This window comes from Pedobacter sp. UYP1 (assembly GCF_040547305.1).
Classification (GTDB): domain Bacteria; phylum Bacteroidota; class Bacteroidia; order Sphingobacteriales; family Sphingobacteriaceae; genus Pedobacter.
In genome coordinates, this window is sequence record NZ_JBEPPL010000014.1 from 145,755 (window position 1) to 163,576 (window position 17,822).

15 protein-coding genes are annotated in these 17,822 nt (G+C 37.6%); 8 read left to right on the forward strand and 7 right to left on the reverse strand.

Features of this window, described 5'->3' with window-relative positions; all coding sequences use genetic code 11:
• Positions 1–63: 63 nt before the first annotated feature.
• Complete coding sequence (locus tag ABIB30_RS22115) at positions 64–2,442, forward strand: ABC transporter permease (RefSeq protein WP_354305229.1); 2,379 nt, start codon at positions 64–66, stop codon at positions 2,440–2,442.
• Here ABIB30_RS22115 and ABIB30_RS22120 read toward each other — a convergent pair whose 3' ends face one another.
• Positions 2,443–3,639 carry a macrolide family glycosyltransferase gene (locus ABIB30_RS22120; RefSeq protein ID WP_354305230.1) on the reverse strand — a complete coding sequence of 399 codons (1,197 nt, stop codon included), beginning with the start codon at positions 3,637–3,639 and terminating at the stop codon, positions 2,443–2,445.
• 88 nt (positions 3,640–3,727) lie between these two features.
• Here ABIB30_RS22120 and ABIB30_RS22125 point away from each other — a divergent pair, with 88 nt between their 5' ends.
• Positions 3,728–4,684, forward strand: a complete 957-nt coding sequence (locus ABIB30_RS22125; protein ID WP_354305231.1) for a helix-turn-helix transcriptional regulator — start codon at positions 3,728–3,730, stop codon at positions 4,682–4,684.
• Here ABIB30_RS22125 and ABIB30_RS22130 read toward each other — a convergent pair.
• The 3 genes from ABIB30_RS22130 to ABIB30_RS22140 form a co-directional block, all read right to left on the reverse strand.
• Complete coding sequence (locus ABIB30_RS22130; protein WP_354305232.1) at positions 4,679–5,944, reverse strand: hypothetical protein; 1,266 nt, start codon at positions 5,942–5,944, stop codon at positions 4,679–4,681. The two genes, ABIB30_RS22125 and ABIB30_RS22130, sit on opposite strands and share 6 nt — an antisense overlap.
• 73 nt (positions 5,945–6,017) lie before the next feature.
• Positions 6,018–6,521 (reverse strand): acyl-CoA thioesterase, encoded by a 504-nt coding sequence (locus ABIB30_RS22135; RefSeq protein ID WP_354305233.1) that lies wholly within the window; start codon positions 6,519–6,521, stop codon positions 6,018–6,020.
• 601 nt (positions 6,522–7,122) lie between these two features.
• A complete protein-coding gene (locus ABIB30_RS22140; RefSeq protein ID WP_354305234.1) occupies positions 7,123–7,689 on the reverse strand; it encodes an RNA polymerase sigma factor in 567 nt (188 codons plus the stop codon).
• A 143-nt stretch (positions 7,690–7,832) separates the two neighbouring features.
• Between ABIB30_RS22140 and ABIB30_RS22145 the strand changes: the two genes are divergently transcribed.
• The 4 genes from ABIB30_RS22145 to ABIB30_RS22160 all read left to right on the forward strand — a co-directional run bounded on the left by ABIB30_RS22145 (position 7,833) and on the right by ABIB30_RS22160 (position 14,577).
• On the forward strand, positions 7,833–8,516 hold the full coding sequence (locus ABIB30_RS22145; protein ID WP_354305235.1) for a DUF1700 domain-containing protein: 684 nt from the start codon (positions 7,833–7,835) through the stop codon (positions 8,514–8,516).
• A gap of 6 nt (positions 8,517–8,522) precedes the next feature.
• Positions 8,523–9,599, forward strand: a complete 1,077-nt coding sequence (locus tag ABIB30_RS22150) for a glycoside hydrolase family 76 protein (RefSeq protein WP_354305236.1) — start codon at positions 8,523–8,525, stop codon at positions 9,597–9,599.
• Between the two features lie 293 nt (positions 9,600–9,892).
• Positions 9,893–13,039 (forward strand): SusC/RagA family TonB-linked outer membrane protein, encoded by a 3,147-nt coding sequence (locus ABIB30_RS22155; RefSeq protein ID WP_354305237.1) that lies wholly within the window; start codon positions 9,893–9,895, stop codon positions 13,037–13,039.
• A gap of 35 nt (positions 13,040–13,074) precedes the next feature.
• On the forward strand, positions 13,075–14,577 hold the full coding sequence (locus ABIB30_RS22160) for a RagB/SusD family nutrient uptake outer membrane protein (RefSeq protein ID WP_354305238.1): 1,503 nt from the start codon (positions 13,075–13,077) through the stop codon (positions 14,575–14,577).
• 84 nt (positions 14,578–14,661) lie between these two features.
• Here ABIB30_RS22160 and ABIB30_RS22165 read toward each other — a convergent pair whose 3' ends face one another.
• A complete protein-coding gene (locus tag ABIB30_RS22165; RefSeq protein WP_354305239.1) occupies positions 14,662–15,198 on the reverse strand; it encodes a pyridoxamine 5'-phosphate oxidase family protein in 537 nt (178 codons plus the stop codon).
• A gap of 127 nt (positions 15,199–15,325) precedes the next feature.
• On the opposite strand from ABIB30_RS22165, the gene ABIB30_RS22170 reads away from it, so the two are divergent.
• Positions 15,326–15,820, forward strand: a complete 495-nt coding sequence (locus ABIB30_RS22170) for an SRPBCC family protein (RefSeq protein ID WP_354305240.1) — start codon at positions 15,326–15,328, stop codon at positions 15,818–15,820.
• 153 nt (positions 15,821–15,973) lie between these two features.
• Here ABIB30_RS22170 and ABIB30_RS22175 read toward each other — a convergent pair whose 3' ends face one another.
• Both ABIB30_RS22175 and ABIB30_RS22180 read right to left on the reverse strand, forming a co-directional pair.
• A complete protein-coding gene (locus tag ABIB30_RS22175) occupies positions 15,974–16,402 on the reverse strand; it encodes a lysozyme inhibitor LprI family protein (protein WP_354305241.1) in 429 nt (142 codons plus the stop codon).
• Positions 16,403–16,504: 102 nt separating this feature from the next.
• Positions 16,505–16,720, reverse strand: coding sequence for a hypothetical protein (locus tag ABIB30_RS22180; RefSeq protein WP_354305242.1), 216 nt, complete (start codon positions 16,718–16,720; stop codon positions 16,505–16,507).
• Between the two features lie 230 nt (positions 16,721–16,950).
• On the opposite strand from ABIB30_RS22180, the gene ABIB30_RS22185 reads away from it, so the two are divergent.
• Entirely contained in the window at positions 16,951–17,697 is a 747-nt protein-coding gene (locus ABIB30_RS22185) for a LytR/AlgR family response regulator transcription factor (protein WP_354305243.1), read from the forward strand.
• The last annotated feature ends 125 nt before the right edge of the window (positions 17,698–17,822 follow it).

The following is a 17,822-nucleotide window of genomic DNA, read 5'->3' on the forward strand; positions in this document are numbered from 1 at the left end:
ACGTATTTTATTTGATATTTTTGGACTGGCACACTATTAGACTTCATTCGGAAAATTATCGCTATGTTTTTCATCAACTTTAAAATTGCCTTACGTAATATTCAAAAAAACAAGTTATTCTCACTAATGAACATTGGTGGATTAGCTATTGGTATGGCCTGTTGCTTATTGCTGCTACTTTATGTAAGCTATGAATGGGAGTATGATAAGCAGTTTGATTCAATTGACCGTGTCTATATTACCCGGGTAAATATTAATATCAATGAAGGACTTGTTACTACTATTGCTTCACCTAACAAGCTTGCTGACGCTGCATTACAGAGTTTACCTGGAATAGAGCTGGTAAGCCGGATGAATCTTGGAGGTGACTACAATAAGCTTTTTAGTCATGATCGGGAGAATTATAAATTGGATGCACGTTCTGTAGATCCCTCTTTCCTAAAGATTTTTGAGCAAAAGTTTATTTATGGTAATCCAGCTACTGCTTTCCATACGCCAGAATCCGTAGTCATTACTGCCTCAACTGCCCGCAAATTATTTGGTAAAAAGAATCCAGTTGGGCAAACCATAAAATATGACAACAGGCGATTGCTGACTGTATCTGCAGTAATTGAGGATTTGCCAGAAAATCAAAGCTTTCAGTATGACGCTTTGTTAAGCTGGGCCTTTTTTGAACAGGAGCACCCTGACAATAAGAATAATGGCTGGGGAGCTATTACCTGTGCCACACTGGTTAAATTAAAAGATAAAAATCAATTTGAGGCGGCAGATGCAGGAATGAGAAAATTGATCAAGTCAAATGATCCGAAAACGCAATTGGAAGCTTTTCTATTTCCATTCGCTAAGTATCATCTTTATAATGAATTTACAAATGGTAAAGCTTCCGGAGGCAAAATAGATCAGGTAAAATTATTTTCTTTTCTGGCTTTTTGTGTACTGCTGATTGCAAGTATCAATTATATGAACTTGTCAACGGCCCGATCAGAGAAACGGGCCAGAGAAGTAGGTGTCCGAAAAGCATTGGGTTCTACCAGAAGCAGCTTAATGGGACAGTTTTTTATTGAGTCTATGCTATTTTCCTTAATTGCTGCAATTATTGCTTTCGGAGTACTTGAATTGTGCCTGCCTTATTTTAACAATCTGCTGGGCATAGCGATGAAGATTGGCTACGATGGCTATCCTTTCTGGCTTACACCAGGTATCTTGGTTTTAGTGACTGGTTTGCTTGCCGGAAGTTATCCTGCTTTTTATCTGTCTTCATTTACGCCAATAAAAGTTTTAAAAGGCTTAAAAGGTATTGGCCGTTCTTCCTTGCCAATCCGTAAGTTTTTGGTAGTGCTTCAATTCAGCCTTTCTATTTGCATGATTATCTGCGCTATAATCATTTACTCTCAAATTCAGTTTATGCGGAATAAACCTCTTGGTTTTTCTCAAAATAACCTGGTTGAGCTTAACTTAGAGGGCGAGTGGAGAAAACCGGAAAAACTACAACTATTTAAAGCAGAACTGAAGAAATCGGGTGCTGTCATAGCTGCAACAGAATTTGCACAATCTTTCACGAGTGATGGGTCTATTACAGGTAATTTTAACTGGCCTGGTAAGGCTGCAAATGATCAGTCCATAATTAGCAACAGAAGTATAGGTTATGATTTTAGCCATACCATAGGGGCAAAGATAATCGACGGAAGAGATTTCTCCCCCGAATTTGTAGCTGACACATCGACTTCTGTTTTAGTCAATGAGGCTTTAGTAGAAAAAATGGGTATCAAGTCTCCAGTAGGGAAAATAGTTCATTGGGGAGATAATCCACCTTTGACTATTGTTGGAGTTGTTAAAAATTATTCCAATGAAACGATAGGAGGAAAAGCTGTTCCTACCTTCTTTTATTACAATGTGAAGAAAAGTAATATTTTAATCCTGAGCATTAATCCAACTATGAATTTAAGTGCCGCTGTAGGTACTATTAAACAGATCAGTCAACAGCTTAATCCTGCCTATCCATCAGCAATAACATTTATTGCTCAGGATTTGAAAAATAAGCTGAAAAGTGAACAGCTTTTGAGTGTATTGTCAAACCTATTTGGTGGATTTGCCATTTTTATTTCCTGCCTGGGTTTATTGGGGCTGGCATTATATATGGCTGAGCAACGCAAAAAAGAGATCAGCATCAGAAAGGTTTTGGGTGCTGATCTGAAAAGTATTCTGATCTTATTGAATAAAGATTTTATCAAATTAGTCATCATCTCAAATGTTATTGCTTTTCCAGTCGCCTTTATTTTAGCGAGTAATTGGCTGAAAAGCTACGATTACAAGATTTCAATAGCTGCAGCACCCTTTATTGCTGCAGCAGTACTATCGTTAGGCATCGCTTTGTTAACGGTAAGTTTGCAAAGTTTTAAAGTTGCAAAGGCGAATGCTGTTGATGCATTGAAATATGAGTAATTATATTCCTTTTTCTTTTTTTAGCTTGAAAATTTCATCGGCTGCTTTTTCATAACCACCCGCCTGAATAAAGGAATCGCTGATCTTATTGATGTTGTTAAGGTAGTCTGGATTTGTCAGGACTTCTTTAACAGCATCTTTTAAAATTCCGGCGTTGAGGTTATGGATGTCAAGGACGATAGTTGCGCCTAATTCCTGAGCTCTGTTGGCTAGATAGAACTGGTCTGCACCTAAAGGAATAGCGACAAAAGGGATTTTGTTGTATAACAGATCGCCTATACTGTTCATTCCTGAATGGGTGATAGCTACTGTGGTATATTTCAATATTTCAAGCTGTGGTACATAGTCCCTGATAATAAAGTTGGCAGGAATCTCATAGGCGGAAAGGTCTACCTGGTAAGCGGCCATCACGACCACACCATCAAAATCTTTAAAGCTTTTAAAGAACAGCTGATTAAGCTCTGCAGAATAATTACTGAAAATAGTTCCCATGGAGATGTAAATAACCTTTTTTCCTTCCAGCTCTTCAAATGGAAACTCTACGGTATATTTTTTATTATAGATAGGAGGGCCTATGAAAATATAGCTGTCATCGTAGTTTTTAAGATTAGGAATAAAGTATTCCGAGGTATAAATGATGTTCAGATCACCTTTATTAAATAAAAGCTTAAACATATCTTCAGCTATTTCTATCTGATATTTTTCGATTAAACTTTGGCGTACCTGCTTAAATTGATTAATTACTTCTGGGCTCATTCCCATAGGCCCTTTACTTTTAGGTAATGGTGCTTCAGTTAAATTATGTTTGGGGAGCAGTTCTTGTAAGGTAGCGAAGACTGCAAAAGAAGAGACTGCAGGGACTTTTAAAATCTGTGCTATTGCATTGGCATAAGGGTAAGCTGCGGAGTAAACGATATAATCAAATTTTATGTCTTGAATCTGCTCCAGAAGGTCCGTAATGAATTTTTCAGGTTGTAAAAAGGCTGCAACGAGACCTCCGGATGATTTTTTCTGAAATAGATTTAAATCTTCTTTATAACATTTAAACTCAGCACCAATTTCTTCAATTGCTGTCCTGAATTCCTCTGCGCTGAAAAATGTTATTGTTTCTCCCTGACGAACCAGTTCTGCGGCTAATCCTAAGGTAGGATTCATATGTCCGTGAGAAGGTATACTTAAAAATAATACTTTTGACATGGCTTGTTCTTTAATTTAAAACAAAATTACTTTTTTGTAACCGGGTAAAATATCTATATTCATTCAATAAATAGTCCATAACAGTATTATGATCTTTGATTCTATCACGACCACGGGAATTGGTTTAATAGCAGCGTTGTCAGAATTAACAGGAAGCGAAGTAAAGGATGGAAAACTTGTTTTCCCTGAGACCTTCGGTAAAGGATATATGAAGTTTTTCGACCTTGGCCCGCACATTAAGATGATGATCAATCAAGCTGAGTTGAATGAGGCTATGATCCTTAGAAAAAAGGTTGCAGATGTGCGGAGAAATGAAGTCATTTTTAGTTTCCGCAATGTATTTCCTGGTGGTGATCCCAGGTCATTTCCTGCTGTTCAGGTGTCTTCGTCTGATATTGATGTTGAAATTTCTATTCCGGCAGGAACAAAGATCAATACGATGATGATCATTGTAAATACCGATTTATTAAAAGAGCTGATCAATAAGGGAACGGAACATCTGCTGCTGCAAAATATTATATCAGGAAATCAACCTTATTTATATGATGAAATCATCTCACCAGAAATACAAGCTATTGCGGCAGGGATTATTGCATTGAATGAAAATAGTCCGCTTGGTGATTTTTATCTGAAACTCAAAGCTGGCGAAATGATCTATTTGTTTTTTGTAGAGTTGTTAAAACGTCAGAATAAAGCTAGTTATCCATTGAATGTTTCAGATGTAAAAGTGATGTACTTAATCAGAGATAAAATTATTTCCGATTTAAGTATTCCACCAGATCTTACAGAATTAACAAAGCTTTCGAATATGAGTGAGAGTAAGTTAAACCGCTTGTTCCGGCAGATTTTCGGGAATAGTATTTACAATTATTACCAGACTTTAAGAATGAATGAGGCGGCTTACCTGATTAAGGAAGAAAAATTTTCTGTGTCTGAGGCAGGTTACCGTCTGGGATTTACGAACCTCAGTCATTTCACGAGAATTTTTGAGCGGCATCTGGGGCTCAAGCCTAAAAAGTATGCTAAGCATAATGCTATTTTATAAAATGAAACAGTATTTTTCTTCAATTTTAGTAAGCAATTTATCGCAGCAAATTTTTTTCCGTTCCTGGTAACTTAATTGCTTGATTAAAGTGTATTCCTCTGGTAGAAATAACTTGTCTTCATCAATAATGAGCATCAGCTCATTACCTGAAAACTGATTGGCAACTGCCTGGACTGTTTCTTCGCTGGTAATCAGAAAATATGCTGTGGCGAAGTCTTCCTGTAAAAAATATTCTATAAGATTAGCGAGAAATGGGATAGTATCCTTGCCTAAATATATGACTGCAAAGGCACGAATCCCTTTGGTTTTATTTTGAAGTACTTCAATATGCTCATCGGTAAAAATTGATTTATAATATAAGAATTCGTCAAAAAACGGGCTGCTGGATCTTAAATCCTGCTCTACAGTCTCAATAGAAATCTGGTACTTGTTTCTGAAATAGTTGTTGAGCCATGCACACATGGCCGGACCATAATCAGGGTCTCCGAAATATCCGCTGGTTTGAAAGCCAGCATAATACTCAGGGTGAAAGCCTGTGAAATTTGCTTCGATAATATAATATTCATTGGCATGTGTTATACCAATGTCCCAGCCGATCAAAGTACCTTGTGAAATAGTTGCTGGTAAGCTAGCCAGAATTTTTTGTACCAATATTTCTGCAGCGGAACTTTTAGAAGAATCCATACCAGCCATGATAAAAGTCAGGCCATATATTAAATCGCTACCAAAGGTATGAACCCTGAATTCTTCGTTAAGATCCAGTTTTTCTTGCAGTATCCACTGTTCTGGCTGATGTTCTCTTTCCTGGTTTTCTTTTTCCTGATAAAACTTGATGATGTCTTCCAGTTCAGCTGTTCTGTCAAAGCTACCAGCCTGGCCTGTGCGATGTCCTAATGTAGATTTGACAAAAAAGCCATGTGCGCATAGTTCCCTGATTTTCTTAGACCCGTCATTTTCGGCTAATAATTCTGAAAGACCAATTGTTTTGGCAACACAACCAGGGAAATAGTGATTTAAAATTTGGTACTGTCTGTATTTATTATCCAGTCTCCATCTGAAAACATGGTGTTCATTTATATTCAGTTTGTTTAGGATCGCCCTGATAAACAATACGCCCATATTACCGGAGATGTCGGCGAGTAAAACGGGATCGCGCCATAGTTCAAAAGTCTCGTTTACTGATTTCTTTTTAATAACCTGGGCATTGGAATTTTCAATGTCAGATATTATGCTTTCTAAAACATTAGTATTTAGCTCCATAAAATTCTTCTAATTTCATGAAGCTACAAACAATATAGAAGCTAAATAGGGGTCAAAGGTTACAAAATCCAGCCTAAAATTCCAGGTTAAGGGTGTCGAAAATTTCTCCTCTGGTCAGCTTATCATTGATTTTGGCGATCACTTCAACTTTAGCTTTCAAGCACAAAGCCTGATCTGACAAGCGAAAAATATCTTCAAAAAATAGCAATTTTACGCCCTGCCGCTCAATTCTTAATTTGACCTGAAAGGTGTCTCCTGAGGTGAGTGATCTTTTAAAGTCCATTTCTATTCTGGATACCATTAACAGGATGCCTTTTGCAGTTAATTCCTTAAAGGAAATCATTTTTGATTGCAGGTATTCATGGCGGGCATGTTCCAGATAACCTTGATAAACTGCATTATTTACGATGCCTTGTATATCGCATTCATAATCTCTTACCTTAAGCTGAATTTCAAATATGTAGTCTTGCATAGTCGGGTGCAAATATAAAGTAATTGGATTATTAAAACGTTTGGGTAAACTGCATTTACTTTCGGTTTTCTGAGGAGTCTGCATGCTATTAATTCTTTTGATCAATTTGCCTTGATTAGTGATATTAGCTTCAAAATGAGCGCAAATGCAGATTGTAGTTAAGCACCGCAACTGATGATAGCATGTTCTGACAGCGTTTTTAAATATCTATAAATAGTATAGGTAAACTATCTTGTGATCTGTAAATAAATGTTTTATGTTTAAAGTATTACTTGCGGTATATAGTAATGGATGATGATTTATCAGCAGAAAGAAGGGTGGTTTTCTGGATCATCTGCTGGCTCGTTTTGCGGAGTGGTTCACTTACTTCACCTTACTTTCTTACGGTTAGCAATCCAGGCCGCAAGTACATAGTTCTTTAATGCCTTGTCAGATATTTAGCATAAGAGTCTATTTAAACGGTATGTTTTTTGGACACCTGCGTTAAAAAATATACTCATCATCAACTATAGGTGATGTTTGTATTTGTCTGACTATTAGTTTTTTATTTTAAGTAAACTTTCGTTTTGTTTCGTTTCGGAACCCGAAGTGAATGCAGCGAAACAACAATTGATGCCCCAAATTAATGAGGCCAAAAACTAATTGAGTTGACACAAGCTGCAAAGTTTATCTATAGCTTCTGTAATAATTTCCGACAGGAGGGTTACTAATCAATCATAGGAGACTTTAAATTTATCTTTGAGCGTATATATTTAAGTGCATGTGTAATCTGGTTTTCAACTGTAAACTTTGAAATTCCAAGAAGCTCAGCAATCTCTGTATTGGACAGTTGTTTAATCCGGCTGAGCAAGAAGATTTCGGCGCATCTTTTGGGCAATTTTTCAAGATATGCTTTAAGCTCTGTTTCAAAATCTTCCTGAAGTAATTTCTCCGTAATTTCAGAATTGGCAGTGCGGGATGAATTTTCTGTGTAAGCTTCTATATAATCAATAGGAGATATCTTTGCTGCTTTTAGTTTTTTAAATACATGATAACGCGCAGTCATATGAATATAACTCTGAAAGTTTTCAATTTTCAGAAACTCCCGTCTGTCCCATAAAACCACGTAAATATCATGAACAATTTCTTCGGCGAGGGATTTGTCTTTTAGATAAAAACAGGCCGTTTGGTATAGCTTGCCCCAATGCCGGTTATACAAGATAACAAATGCACTGGAATCGCCAGCTGTTACTTCAGCCCACAATTCTTGATCCGATAAGCTACTCTTGTTCATATTTGGTTGCTAAACTTACCAATAGTTTTTGTAATGACAATGGTAGCTAAAATGTTTTATTTACACTCAGACTGGAAATATTTTCGAAAGTATGTGTGTGCTCTTCTACTTTTTACCTCTATGTAGAAAATAACCAAATACGTATGGATGCTGAAGAGTACATGTTACTGTATGAAAAATACATTTCCGGGTTGTGCAGTGAAGAAGAAATGAAATTGTTATACGAATATCAGGATAATTTTGAAATGCTGGAGCAGGATGGATTTAATACTGATCAGCTTCCTTTAAGAACTCAAATTTACGATCGGATCGCCAAAACAATCCATCAGTCAAAACCTAAAAAACTATACCAGTATACGCTATTTAAGGCTGCGGCTGTCCTGCTGGTTACCAGTATTTTGACATTTTTTTTATTGCATGATAACCAATCATCTAAAGAAGCACAAAAGGTAGCTGTTCTTCATCAGCAGAAAAATAAAATCAAGCCTGGAAGTGCAAGGGCTACATTAACTTTATCGGATGGGTCCGTGGTAGATTTAGCTCAGGCAAAAAATGGACTGATTTCAGCAAATAACCAGACAACTATTCATAAAGCAGGAACAGGCGTTATCGCTTATTCTTCAAAAGCAAAGATTACAGCACAAAGTCTTTTGAATACGATCAGTGTACCTCAGGGTGGGACTTATCGTGTATCTCTTCCTGATGGTACATTAGTTTGGCTGAACTCTGCCTCTTCATTAACCTATCCTGTACAATTTACAGGCAAAAACAGGTCGGTAGAGTTTGAATCAGCAGCACAACTTACAAAAAGTGGTATTTTAAAATAAATTCTAATGATGAAAAGAAAGTTATATCTGATTGTTTTTTTGCTGACGGCGCAGGTTGTCCATGCGCAAAAGAATCCTGACTATAAACAGGCAGCCAATTTGATCTATAAAAATATCAATGCCAGTTTTTATGAGCCCTCAACGGGTTTGTATACCGAGACCAATTCGGCAGCTAATCATCCGAATAAACATTCCTGGTTGTGGCCTTTATGTGCATTGATACAAGGGACTAATGAAATGGAAATCCTTGATCCGAAAAAGGATTATATGTCTGGTGTAACCAAGGCAATTGATCAATACTATTCTGCAGCTCCTCCGTCGCCTGCTTATCAGGATTATGTAACCTCAGAACGGCTGAGTTCCAGGTTTTTTGATGATAATCAGTGGATAGCGATCGCTTACCTGGATGCTTATCAAAGAAATAAGAAACTTGTTTACCTGGAAAAAGCAAAGATGATTTATCAGCATATGGTCAAAGCTGGTCTGGATACTGTTTCCGGAGGCGGTTTATATTGGAAGGAAGGAGAACTGGATACTAAAAATACATGTTCTAATGGCCCGGGAATTCTGGTTGCCCTGCAATTGTATAAGGTTACCGGTGAACAGCAATATCGTGAGCTTGCATTAAGTCTGTATAGTTGGACGAATAAGCACTTGCAGGCTCCCGATGGTATTTATTATGACGCGATAAAGGTTCCTTCTTTAAAAGTAGATCAAACATTATATACTTATAATACTGGATCTATGCTGCAAAGTAATGTGCTTTTATACCAGGTAACAAATGATAAAAAGTATTTGGATGAAGCTTATCGGATTGCTATAGCGGGTAAAAAACATTTCTTTAAGAATGGCAGGCTTCCCGGTAACTATTGGTTCAATGCAGTAATGCTTAGAGGTTATGCCGAATTATATAAAGTAGATCATAATCAGGAATGGATTGGATTTTTTAAGGATGATGCCGACAGGATCTGGAGAGAGGAAAGAGATGAGAATAACTTTCTGGGCAAAAAACCGGTGAAAGAATTAATAGATCAGGCAGGGATGCTGGAGATTTATGCAAGGCTTAATGAATTGCTGAAATAAATTTAAAACTCTATACAGGAAGGCCCTTGCAGACATCATATGTTTGCAAGGGCTTTTTTTATGACAAATCCAATAAGGTCTATTTTATTAATCTGTTCGACAAAATGGCTTAATAAATAGCAAAGATTTGGTAATAATGGACATAGCCATTGCGATAACTTTATAGGAATGGCATTATATATTCTTATTCAAGCTCTATTTCCCCTCCGGTCAATTTAACTCATAACGCTCTCGAAATAAGGAGGTAATAGATTAAGGTGTAATGTCTGCTAACCTAAACCAAATATAATCTTATGAGTATGACCAAGTTTTTCATCTTGAAGCCTATGGGGCTGGCTTTGCGCCAAAAAATCATTTACCTTTCCGTGATGCTATGCGTAGGAACTGCATTGCAGCTCCATGCAAAAAGCCTGAAAGAAAATTATCACTATTCAGCGGTTCCTTCGATTGATGTCCGGGGTAAAGTGCTCGATGAAAAGGGAATAGGAATACCCGGAGTAAGTATTAAGGTAAAGAATACTGTAAAAACAACGACAACTGATAATGAGGGTAACTTTAGTTTAAAAGGGATGCCAGATGACGCAATTTTGGTAGTTTCTTATATAGGTTATACCACGCAGGAGGCAAAGGTCAGTGCAGGGAATGTGCTGATTAAACTAGTCCCAAAACTTCAGGATTTGGATGAGGTGGTTGTAGTTGGTTATGGAACGGCTAAAAAATCTGACTTAACCGGTGCAGTAGGTACTGTAAAAGCTGAAGCATTACAAGAGCGCCCGGCTTCTTCCTTAAATCAAAGTTTGTCTGGCAGGGTATCAGGAGTTAACGTTTCTTCAAATTCGGGCCGGCCAGGTGGCAGGGCAAACATCCGTATCCGCGGAGTAAGTTCATTAAGTGTTTCAAATAATCCTTTATATGTAATCGATGGAGTTATATTAAATGCGGTGGATTTAAGGAATGGAAGTACACCTATTGACTACCTGAATCCAAATGATATTGCTTCGATTGAAGTCTTAAAAGATGCTTCGTCCACAGCAATTTATGGGGCACGCGGAGCGAACGGTGTAATTATGGTAACCACCAAACGTGGAACTTCTGGTGGTGGAAGTGTAACCTATGATGCAGATTTCAGCATTGGTGTACTCCCAAGAAAGCTTGAGGTATTGAACTCAAAGGAGTTTTTGGCTGTAGAGGATCTGGCGTATGCAAATGCTGAAAAATATGATCCTATAGGATGGGCAACCGGTACAAAATATACTAATCCCAAGACCAAGCGTACTAATCCAAAGCTATTTGACGCAGGGGGGAATCCTTTGTATGATACGGACTGGCAGGATGAATCATTTCAAAAAGCCTTAACACAAAATCACCAGCTTGGCATTACAGATGGTAATGCAAAAAGCAGTTTTGGTGCTTTTGTAAACTATCGCAATCAGGAAGGGTTAGCAAGAGGTTCCTGGCAAAAAAGATATGCCGGCCGTTTTGTATTTGACAGCCAGGTAAAGAGCTGGTTAAAAGTTGGTGGCACAATGGGATATACTGATCAGAATGAAAAGCAGGTTGATCAGCTTGATGGTGGTGGGATCACCATGATGCGGCAGGTTTTGGAAGCACTTCCAATTATTCCTGTAAAATATGCAGATGGATCATGGGCGAGCAACAGGGATTATCCGGGAATGGAAGGCGGTGATAGTCCGCTAAGGGTAGCTGCCGACAGGTTATCTTTTTTACGTACGCAAACATTTCTGGGTAACATGTATGCCACGATTCATCTGGCTGCGGGACTGGACTTCAAAACAACTGTTGGAACAAATATCATTACCCAAAGAGAGGATTACTTTGCAGCTAAAGGGATGCAATACATTTCTGATAACGGGGACGCCAGTGTAAATAATAACAAGTACAATTCATGGCAGTTTGAGAATTACCTGACTTACACGAAGGAATTCTCGAAAATACATTCAATCAGTGCTATGGGAGGGGTTTCCTGGCAACATATTGATCGTTTTGAAAGTCAGGCGAGCACGCAGGGTTTCAGCGATTCCTACTTTTTATATAACAATCTTGGGGCAGGGTCCAGCCCTCAGGCTCCGTCTTCTATCGGACTGGCCTATGGATTGAACTCTTACTTTGCGCGTATAAACTATGGTTTGATGAACAAGTATTTAATAACCCTGACAGGTCGCGCAGATGGTTCTTCAAAATTTGGGAAAGAGAATCAATATGCCTTTTTTCCTTCTGCCGCGCTTGCATGGAAGGTGATGGAAGAAGACTTTATGAAAAGCATACCCGTTATCTCCAACTTGAAAGTACGTGCGAGTTATGGAGCTACCGGCAATTCCGAAATTCCAGCTTACCGGGCACTTGCTGGCATGGGTAATTATAATGTGATTTTTGACGGAGTACGTAATATTGGTATCGGTACCAACCGGATGGCAAATTCTACTTTACAATGGGAAAAAACCAAACAAATTGATTTCGGTCTGGAAGTAGGTTTATTCTCTAACAGGCTGAATTTCGAAATTGACCTTTACCGTAGAAGAGTAAACGGCATGCTACTGGACGCACCATTACCTTATAGCAGCGGATACGGAAGTATTTTCTCCAATGTAGGGAGCATGGAGAATAAGGGAATTGAATTCAGCATCAATTCGACAAATATTAAAACTGATAATTTTTCCTGGAATACTACCTTTAATATATCTGTAAATAAGAATAAGGTGATTGCCTTAGCCAGTGGAGATATACTTTCAGGGAATGGGATTATCAGAGAAGGAGAGCCTGTAGGATCTTTTTTTGGAAGGGTAAATCTTGGTACCTGGGGTAGCAATGAAGCCGCAGAGGCGAAGAAATACAATATGCTGCCTGGAGATATCAAATATAAGGATCTCAATAATGACGGTAAGATCAATGATTTGGACAGAACGATTATTGGAAAAGGAATCCCTGATGGTTATGGTACGCTGCTCAACACTTTCCAATATAAGGCCTGGTCACTAACAGTAGATCTGCAGTATATGTATGGCAATGATGTACTGGACAGAAGTATTCACTCTGCCGAGGACAGACAGGGTATTGCCAATAGTTACAAAACAGTTTTGAATGCATGGACTGAAACGAATCAAAATACACCTATTGCACAGATTCGTCCAATTAACGCTTATTATACCACCAATAATGATAGTCATAAGGTAACCGATGGATCATTTATCCGCGGGCGCAATTTATTACTGGCTTATACTTTTCCATCAAAGACTGTTTCTGCCTTAAAACTAAATCGTTTGAGGGTATACGGGTCTGTTCAGAATTTTTTCTTAATGACCAAATACAAGGGATATGACCCTGAGGTTTCGAATTCCGGTGCTCCTTTCGATCAGGGGCTCGCCTTATATGATTATCCTAAACCAAGGGTCTTTATGCTTGGAATTAACGTCGGATTATAAGACCAACATTTATCACCATTAAAAAATATAAACAGATGAAAACGATATTAAAAAAATATGGGCTGCTGGCGTTAATTACTGGTATAGTAGGATTCACAGGTTGCAAAAAATTCCTGGATGAATCAGATCCAAGCAATTTTACAGTAGAAAATTATTTTACTAAACCAGAGCATGCGAGAAGTTCTGTAAATGCTATCTATGCTAGTTTGCGGGAACCTATGTCAAGTGGATTTGGCGGCGGGGCATGGACAATGACAGAATTTGCTACCGGACAAGCAGCTACTGATTTGGGACAGGCCGTAGATAGTTATTTTATAAAAGACCTGCAAAATACTGCCGATAATAGCTATGGGTTGAATTACTGGCAAAATTATTATAAGGGAATAGGGAATGCGAACCTTTCTATTGCGAAGATACCGGGAATTACAATGGATGCTGCAGAGATGAAAAGGTTGTTAGGGGAGGCTCACTTTTTACGGGCCTGGTATTATTTCAATCTAGTTCAGTTATTTGGTAATATCCCGCTGGTTACCGAACCTGTTGATTTGAAATCGGAGCAATTAAGGCCGAAACAAGCTGATCCTGCAGCTGTCTACAAGCTGATTACAGACGACCTGATCACAGCAGAAGCTTCAGGATTACCCTGGGTTGATGTAACTGGAAAGGTGAGTTTGGGAGCGGTAAAATCGTTGCTTGCAAAAGTATACCTTACTATGGCAGGATATCCACTACAGAAAGGAAATGAATATTTTAACCTGGCCGCAAAAAAAGCTGAAGAAGTTATTGATTCCAAACAGTTTAAACTGTTCAGTAGTTATGGTGACCTGCATAATCCTTCAAAGAAAAATGTGGAGGAGAACATCTTTATGATTCAGTATAAAACACAAATCATCCCTGCAAACTGGCAGGAACTGATTATTCCTTATAACAAAAACATTTCTGCTTATTCTTCGGAAACTGGTGGGATTTATGCGACAGCAGATTTTGTGAAGTCTTACGATCCGGCAGATTTGCGTGCAAAAGAAGGTCAGTTCTTTTTTACCAAGTTTACAAATCAGGACAACAGAAATCAGGAAGTAGCATTGGGTGGATATTTTCTATATAAGCTTTTTGATGTCGTGGCACAGACAACCACGGCAAACAGTGATCTTAACTGGTCTTTGATTCGTTATGCGGATGTATTGTTAGTATATGCTGAGGCCTCGAATGAAGTTAGCGGGCCTGGTGCAAAGGCTTATGAAGCGCTTAATCTGGTCAGAAAAAGGGCGCAGTTACCGGAACTTTCAGGCTTATCCGCTAGTCAGTTTCAGGAAGCGGCCTGGCGTGAACGCTGGTATGAACTCTGTTTTGAAAATGTAACCTGGTTCGATATGGTTCGCTTACATAAAGCCTTTAATCTGACTACCAGAGGCTTTGATAATTATGTTGGCCATAAATTTACCTATGGACCGGTTTTGACTGACAGAGAATTATTATTTCCAATCCCCAGCAGGGAGTTGAGGAATAACACGAATCTGATGCCAACAAAAGGATATTAACACTATTTAGTTGTAAGACTTGTATAAACCATTGCAAGAATCATGTCTGCTGGGTTTATACAAGTCTTTATAGTGCTGTTTTGATTATACTTTGAGGTCGCCTTCAATGGAGTCGTCCAATGTCTTGCCCACAGCTGCTCCAATTACCATTTTAATTCCGGCAATTACGTTTCCATGTTTATTATCCCAATAGTATCCTGTTTCTGGTGCTACTTTGATAATAGCAATACGTGGATCATCTTCACCTTCAGTAAACCATGTTTTCATGATTGGGTTCCATAATTCCTTAATCCTGTTTTTATCTGCCGAAAGTATCGCAGCTCCTTCAAGAAACAGGAAGTCGGAATGTGCAGAACCTTGAAAGTATAATTTTACTTTAGAATCGGCATCTATATCCTGATAAGTATGGCTGTCATTCGCAACCAGGAACCAGATTGTACCTTGTTCATCTACTTCCTGAACACTCATAGGGCGCGTGCCATTAGATTCTCCGGCCGAAGGTTGTGTACAAAGGAAACAGGTTTTAGCAATTCCAGTCAATTCTCTTATTTTCTCAATAGCAGAGGTGCTATCCAGATTTTCGTGATTCTGCTCAGTTTGGTTTTGATTAATGCTATCCATAAATTTATATTTTATCAGAACAGTACAATTAATACAGTTATTTGTTTTGATTTTAGAATATTACACCCTTTCTTTCCGTAATTTAACAGGAACAAATAACTCAATTTATTGACTAAATAATATTAAGATGAAAAATTTTGACTGGACTAGTTATACCAAAAGAATAGCTGTTAAGGCACCATTGGCTATAATTTATGCGGCATGGACTCAGGCTGAAGAGTTAGAAAAATGGTTTTTGGAAGAGGTTAAATTTCTCGATAAAGAGGGCAGGTTAATCAGTGAAAAAGCAAATGCTCAAGAAAACTTTACTTACAATTGGAAGTGGTATAGCTATGAAGATACTATGCGGGGCCGGATACTTCATGCGAATGGAAAAGATTTTTTTCAATTTACGTTTGAAGGAGAATGTATTGTAGACGTAAAGCTGACTGTTACTGGTGATTATACTATAATTGAATTGATTCATAAAAATATTCCCACAGATGATAATTCTAAGCAATATATCCGGTTGGGATGCGCTTCAGGATGGGCTTTTTATCTGTTAAATTTAAAATCCGTTTATGAAGGGGGATTGGATTTGAGAAATAAGGATGAACATTTACAATTAATGATCAATAATTAAGGAAAATAGTTGTTTGCTTGCTATGTTCATTTGCTGTTCAACAATAGAAATCAATAGTTATATATTCAGCTATTGCAAGCAATCTCAATTCTGGAATTGAAGTCTGTTGCAATAGCTGTTTTCTCTGCTCCAAATTTATGGAAGAGTTAAATTTTACTGGTTCTTTACTGATCCATTACACACATCTCCTTCAGGAATGCCGTCCAGCCATACTTTTAAAATTTTGATCCGGTCTCTGGTTAATGATTCCAGGTAAGAAGCTCTGCACATTGCTTCTGCGGATCCATATTTTCCCATCTCCGGGTATCTGGCTGCCAGATCAGCATTTCTTAATTTTATCCATAACAGTTGGGCTGCCTTGATATTCTTAATGAATTGCGTTTTGGTAGCATATTCTTTTAATATCCTCTGATAGATATTATTTAGTTCGTTGTCTGCTTTTTTATAGCTGCTTGCAGCCGTTGAATTCATCGTTGTCTGGGTCTGCCCGTAAGAATTGTTAGTCATCAAAGCCAGGCATAATACAATAGATGATGCTATGAGCATAGATTTGAAATTTTTTAAGCCAGATTGTTTTTTCATAAATTGTTTTGTAAGGTGAAAAGCTAATTAAATATAGTTTAATCACTGAACGGTCTGCGCGGTAAAATGGTATAGCTAAAATAAATCGCTTATTTTTTGATGCTATGTTTTTTCTCCCTCTGCTGACCCTTGAAGTGATTCCCATCTTACAACCTCAGACCATATATCATACCACCTTTCATCATCTACTCTGAAAATGTCTTCGTGTGCTACAAAAAAACCTTCTTGCCAAATGCCGTGAAGGTCTTCGATAACAATTTGGAATCTCACGTGCTCATTGTCTGCAGGGAGACTCTTTTGATCTAGTTTAATTTCCATCCTTATTGAGTTAATTTATTAATATTTGTTCCCGGGTATTAATATTTGGAATAAGTTCAAATACACGATAGTCGAGCGAAAAATTAAGTCAGAGATAGTGTAAACAATTAAAACTTATTAAAAATCGTCTGTAAAAACTATTTATAACTATTGATTTGTCTGTTTTTAATCAATCGTGTAAATACTTGCTTAAAATTATTTTTAAGCTATCTTAGAGCTTTAAGATTATTATGATGTACAGGTGTGTGATTATTGATGATGAGCCTCACGCAATAGAGGGGTTAAAGAACTATATTTTAAAGATCCCTGAACTGGAATTAATAGCTACCTATACTGATCCTGTATATGCATTACAAGAGATCGCTAAAGGAGATGGGATTGATTTGCTGATCATTGACATTGAGATGCCGGAAATATCAGGACTAGAGCTCGCTGGTTTAATCAGGGCAAAAACAGATAAATTGCTGATCACTACTGCTCACACTAAGTATGCTTATGAAGCTTTTGATATACATGCAGATGGCTATTTACTGAAGCCTTATTCTTTCGCCAAATTTTTGGCCACAATTCATAAATTATTTCCTCCAATAGTCCGGGATTCGGATTTTGCCGGCGTTCATCATGATCAGGACTTCTTTTTTATAAAAAGTAAAGACGACAATTTGAAACTGGTAAAGATCCGTTATGATGATATTGTGATGATTGAAAGTAAACTTAACTATGTGATGGTTTATACAGTCGACAGAAGTATTCTGACCTATATATCCTTAATAGAGATTTCAAACAGGATGACCAGAGAAAGAGGTTTTGAACAGTTTCACCGCAGTTTCATTCTGAACAATAAACACATTGAATATATTGAAGGTAATACGATCACGTTGAATAACGGAAAAAAAATTACGGTAGGTGAGCATTATAAAAAGGATTTTAATGCATTCGTAAACCGTAGTCTGTTAAAAGCGAAACGTAAATCATAATTACCACTTAGAATATATTTATCCTGTAAATCTACCTTTCTATAACGTATTAACCCCTGTTCATCCAAAATATTTTCAATTCATGTTTTATCGAATTAGTTTAAATGAAAACTAGTGGAATCAAA

Bases quoted from the DNA above. Each gene is read 5' to 3' on its own strand.
- ABIB30_RS22115 (WP_354305229.1), top strand. From the start codon at position 64: ATGTTTTTCATCAACTTTAAAATTGCCTTACGTAATATTCAAAAAAAC.
- ABIB30_RS22120 (WP_354305230.1), bottom strand. From the start codon at position 3,639: ATGTCAAAAGTATTATTTTTAAGTATACCTTCTCACGGACATATGAAT.
- ABIB30_RS22125 (WP_354305231.1), top strand. From the start codon at position 3,728: ATGATCTTTGATTCTATCACGACCACGGGAATTGGTTTAATAGCAGCG.
- ABIB30_RS22130 (WP_354305232.1), bottom strand. From the start codon at position 5,944: ATGGAGCTAAATACTAATGTTTTAGAAAGCATAATATCTGACATTGAA.
- ABIB30_RS22140 (WP_354305234.1), bottom strand. From the start codon at position 7,689: ATGAACAAGAGTAGCTTATCGGATCAAGAATTGTGGGCTGAAGTAACA.
- ABIB30_RS22145 (WP_354305235.1), top strand. From the start codon at position 7,833: ATGGATGCTGAAGAGTACATGTTACTGTATGAAAAATACATTTCCGGG.
- ABIB30_RS22150 (WP_354305236.1), top strand. From the start codon at position 8,523: ATGATGAAAAGAAAGTTATATCTGATTGTTTTTTTGCTGACGGCGCAG.
- ABIB30_RS22155 (WP_354305237.1), top strand. From the start codon at position 9,893: ATGAGTATGACCAAGTTTTTCATCTTGAAGCCTATGGGGCTGGCTTTG.
- ABIB30_RS22160 (WP_354305238.1), top strand. From the start codon at position 13,075: ATGAAAACGATATTAAAAAAATATGGGCTGCTGGCGTTAATTACTGGT.
- ABIB30_RS22165 (WP_354305239.1), bottom strand. From the start codon at position 15,198: ATGGATAGCATTAATCAAAACCAAACTGAGCAGAATCACGAAAATCTG.
- ABIB30_RS22170 (WP_354305240.1), top strand. From the start codon at position 15,326: ATGAAAAATTTTGACTGGACTAGTTATACCAAAAGAATAGCTGTTAAG.
- ABIB30_RS22175 (WP_354305241.1), bottom strand. From the start codon at position 16,402: ATGAAAAAACAATCTGGCTTAAAAAATTTCAAATCTATGCTCATAGCA.
- ABIB30_RS22180 (WP_354305242.1), bottom strand. From the start codon at position 16,720: ATGGAAATTAAACTAGATCAAAAGAGTCTCCCTGCAGACAATGAGCAC.
- ABIB30_RS22185 (WP_354305243.1), top strand. From the start codon at position 16,951: ATGATGTACAGGTGTGTGATTATTGATGATGAGCCTCACGCAATAGAG.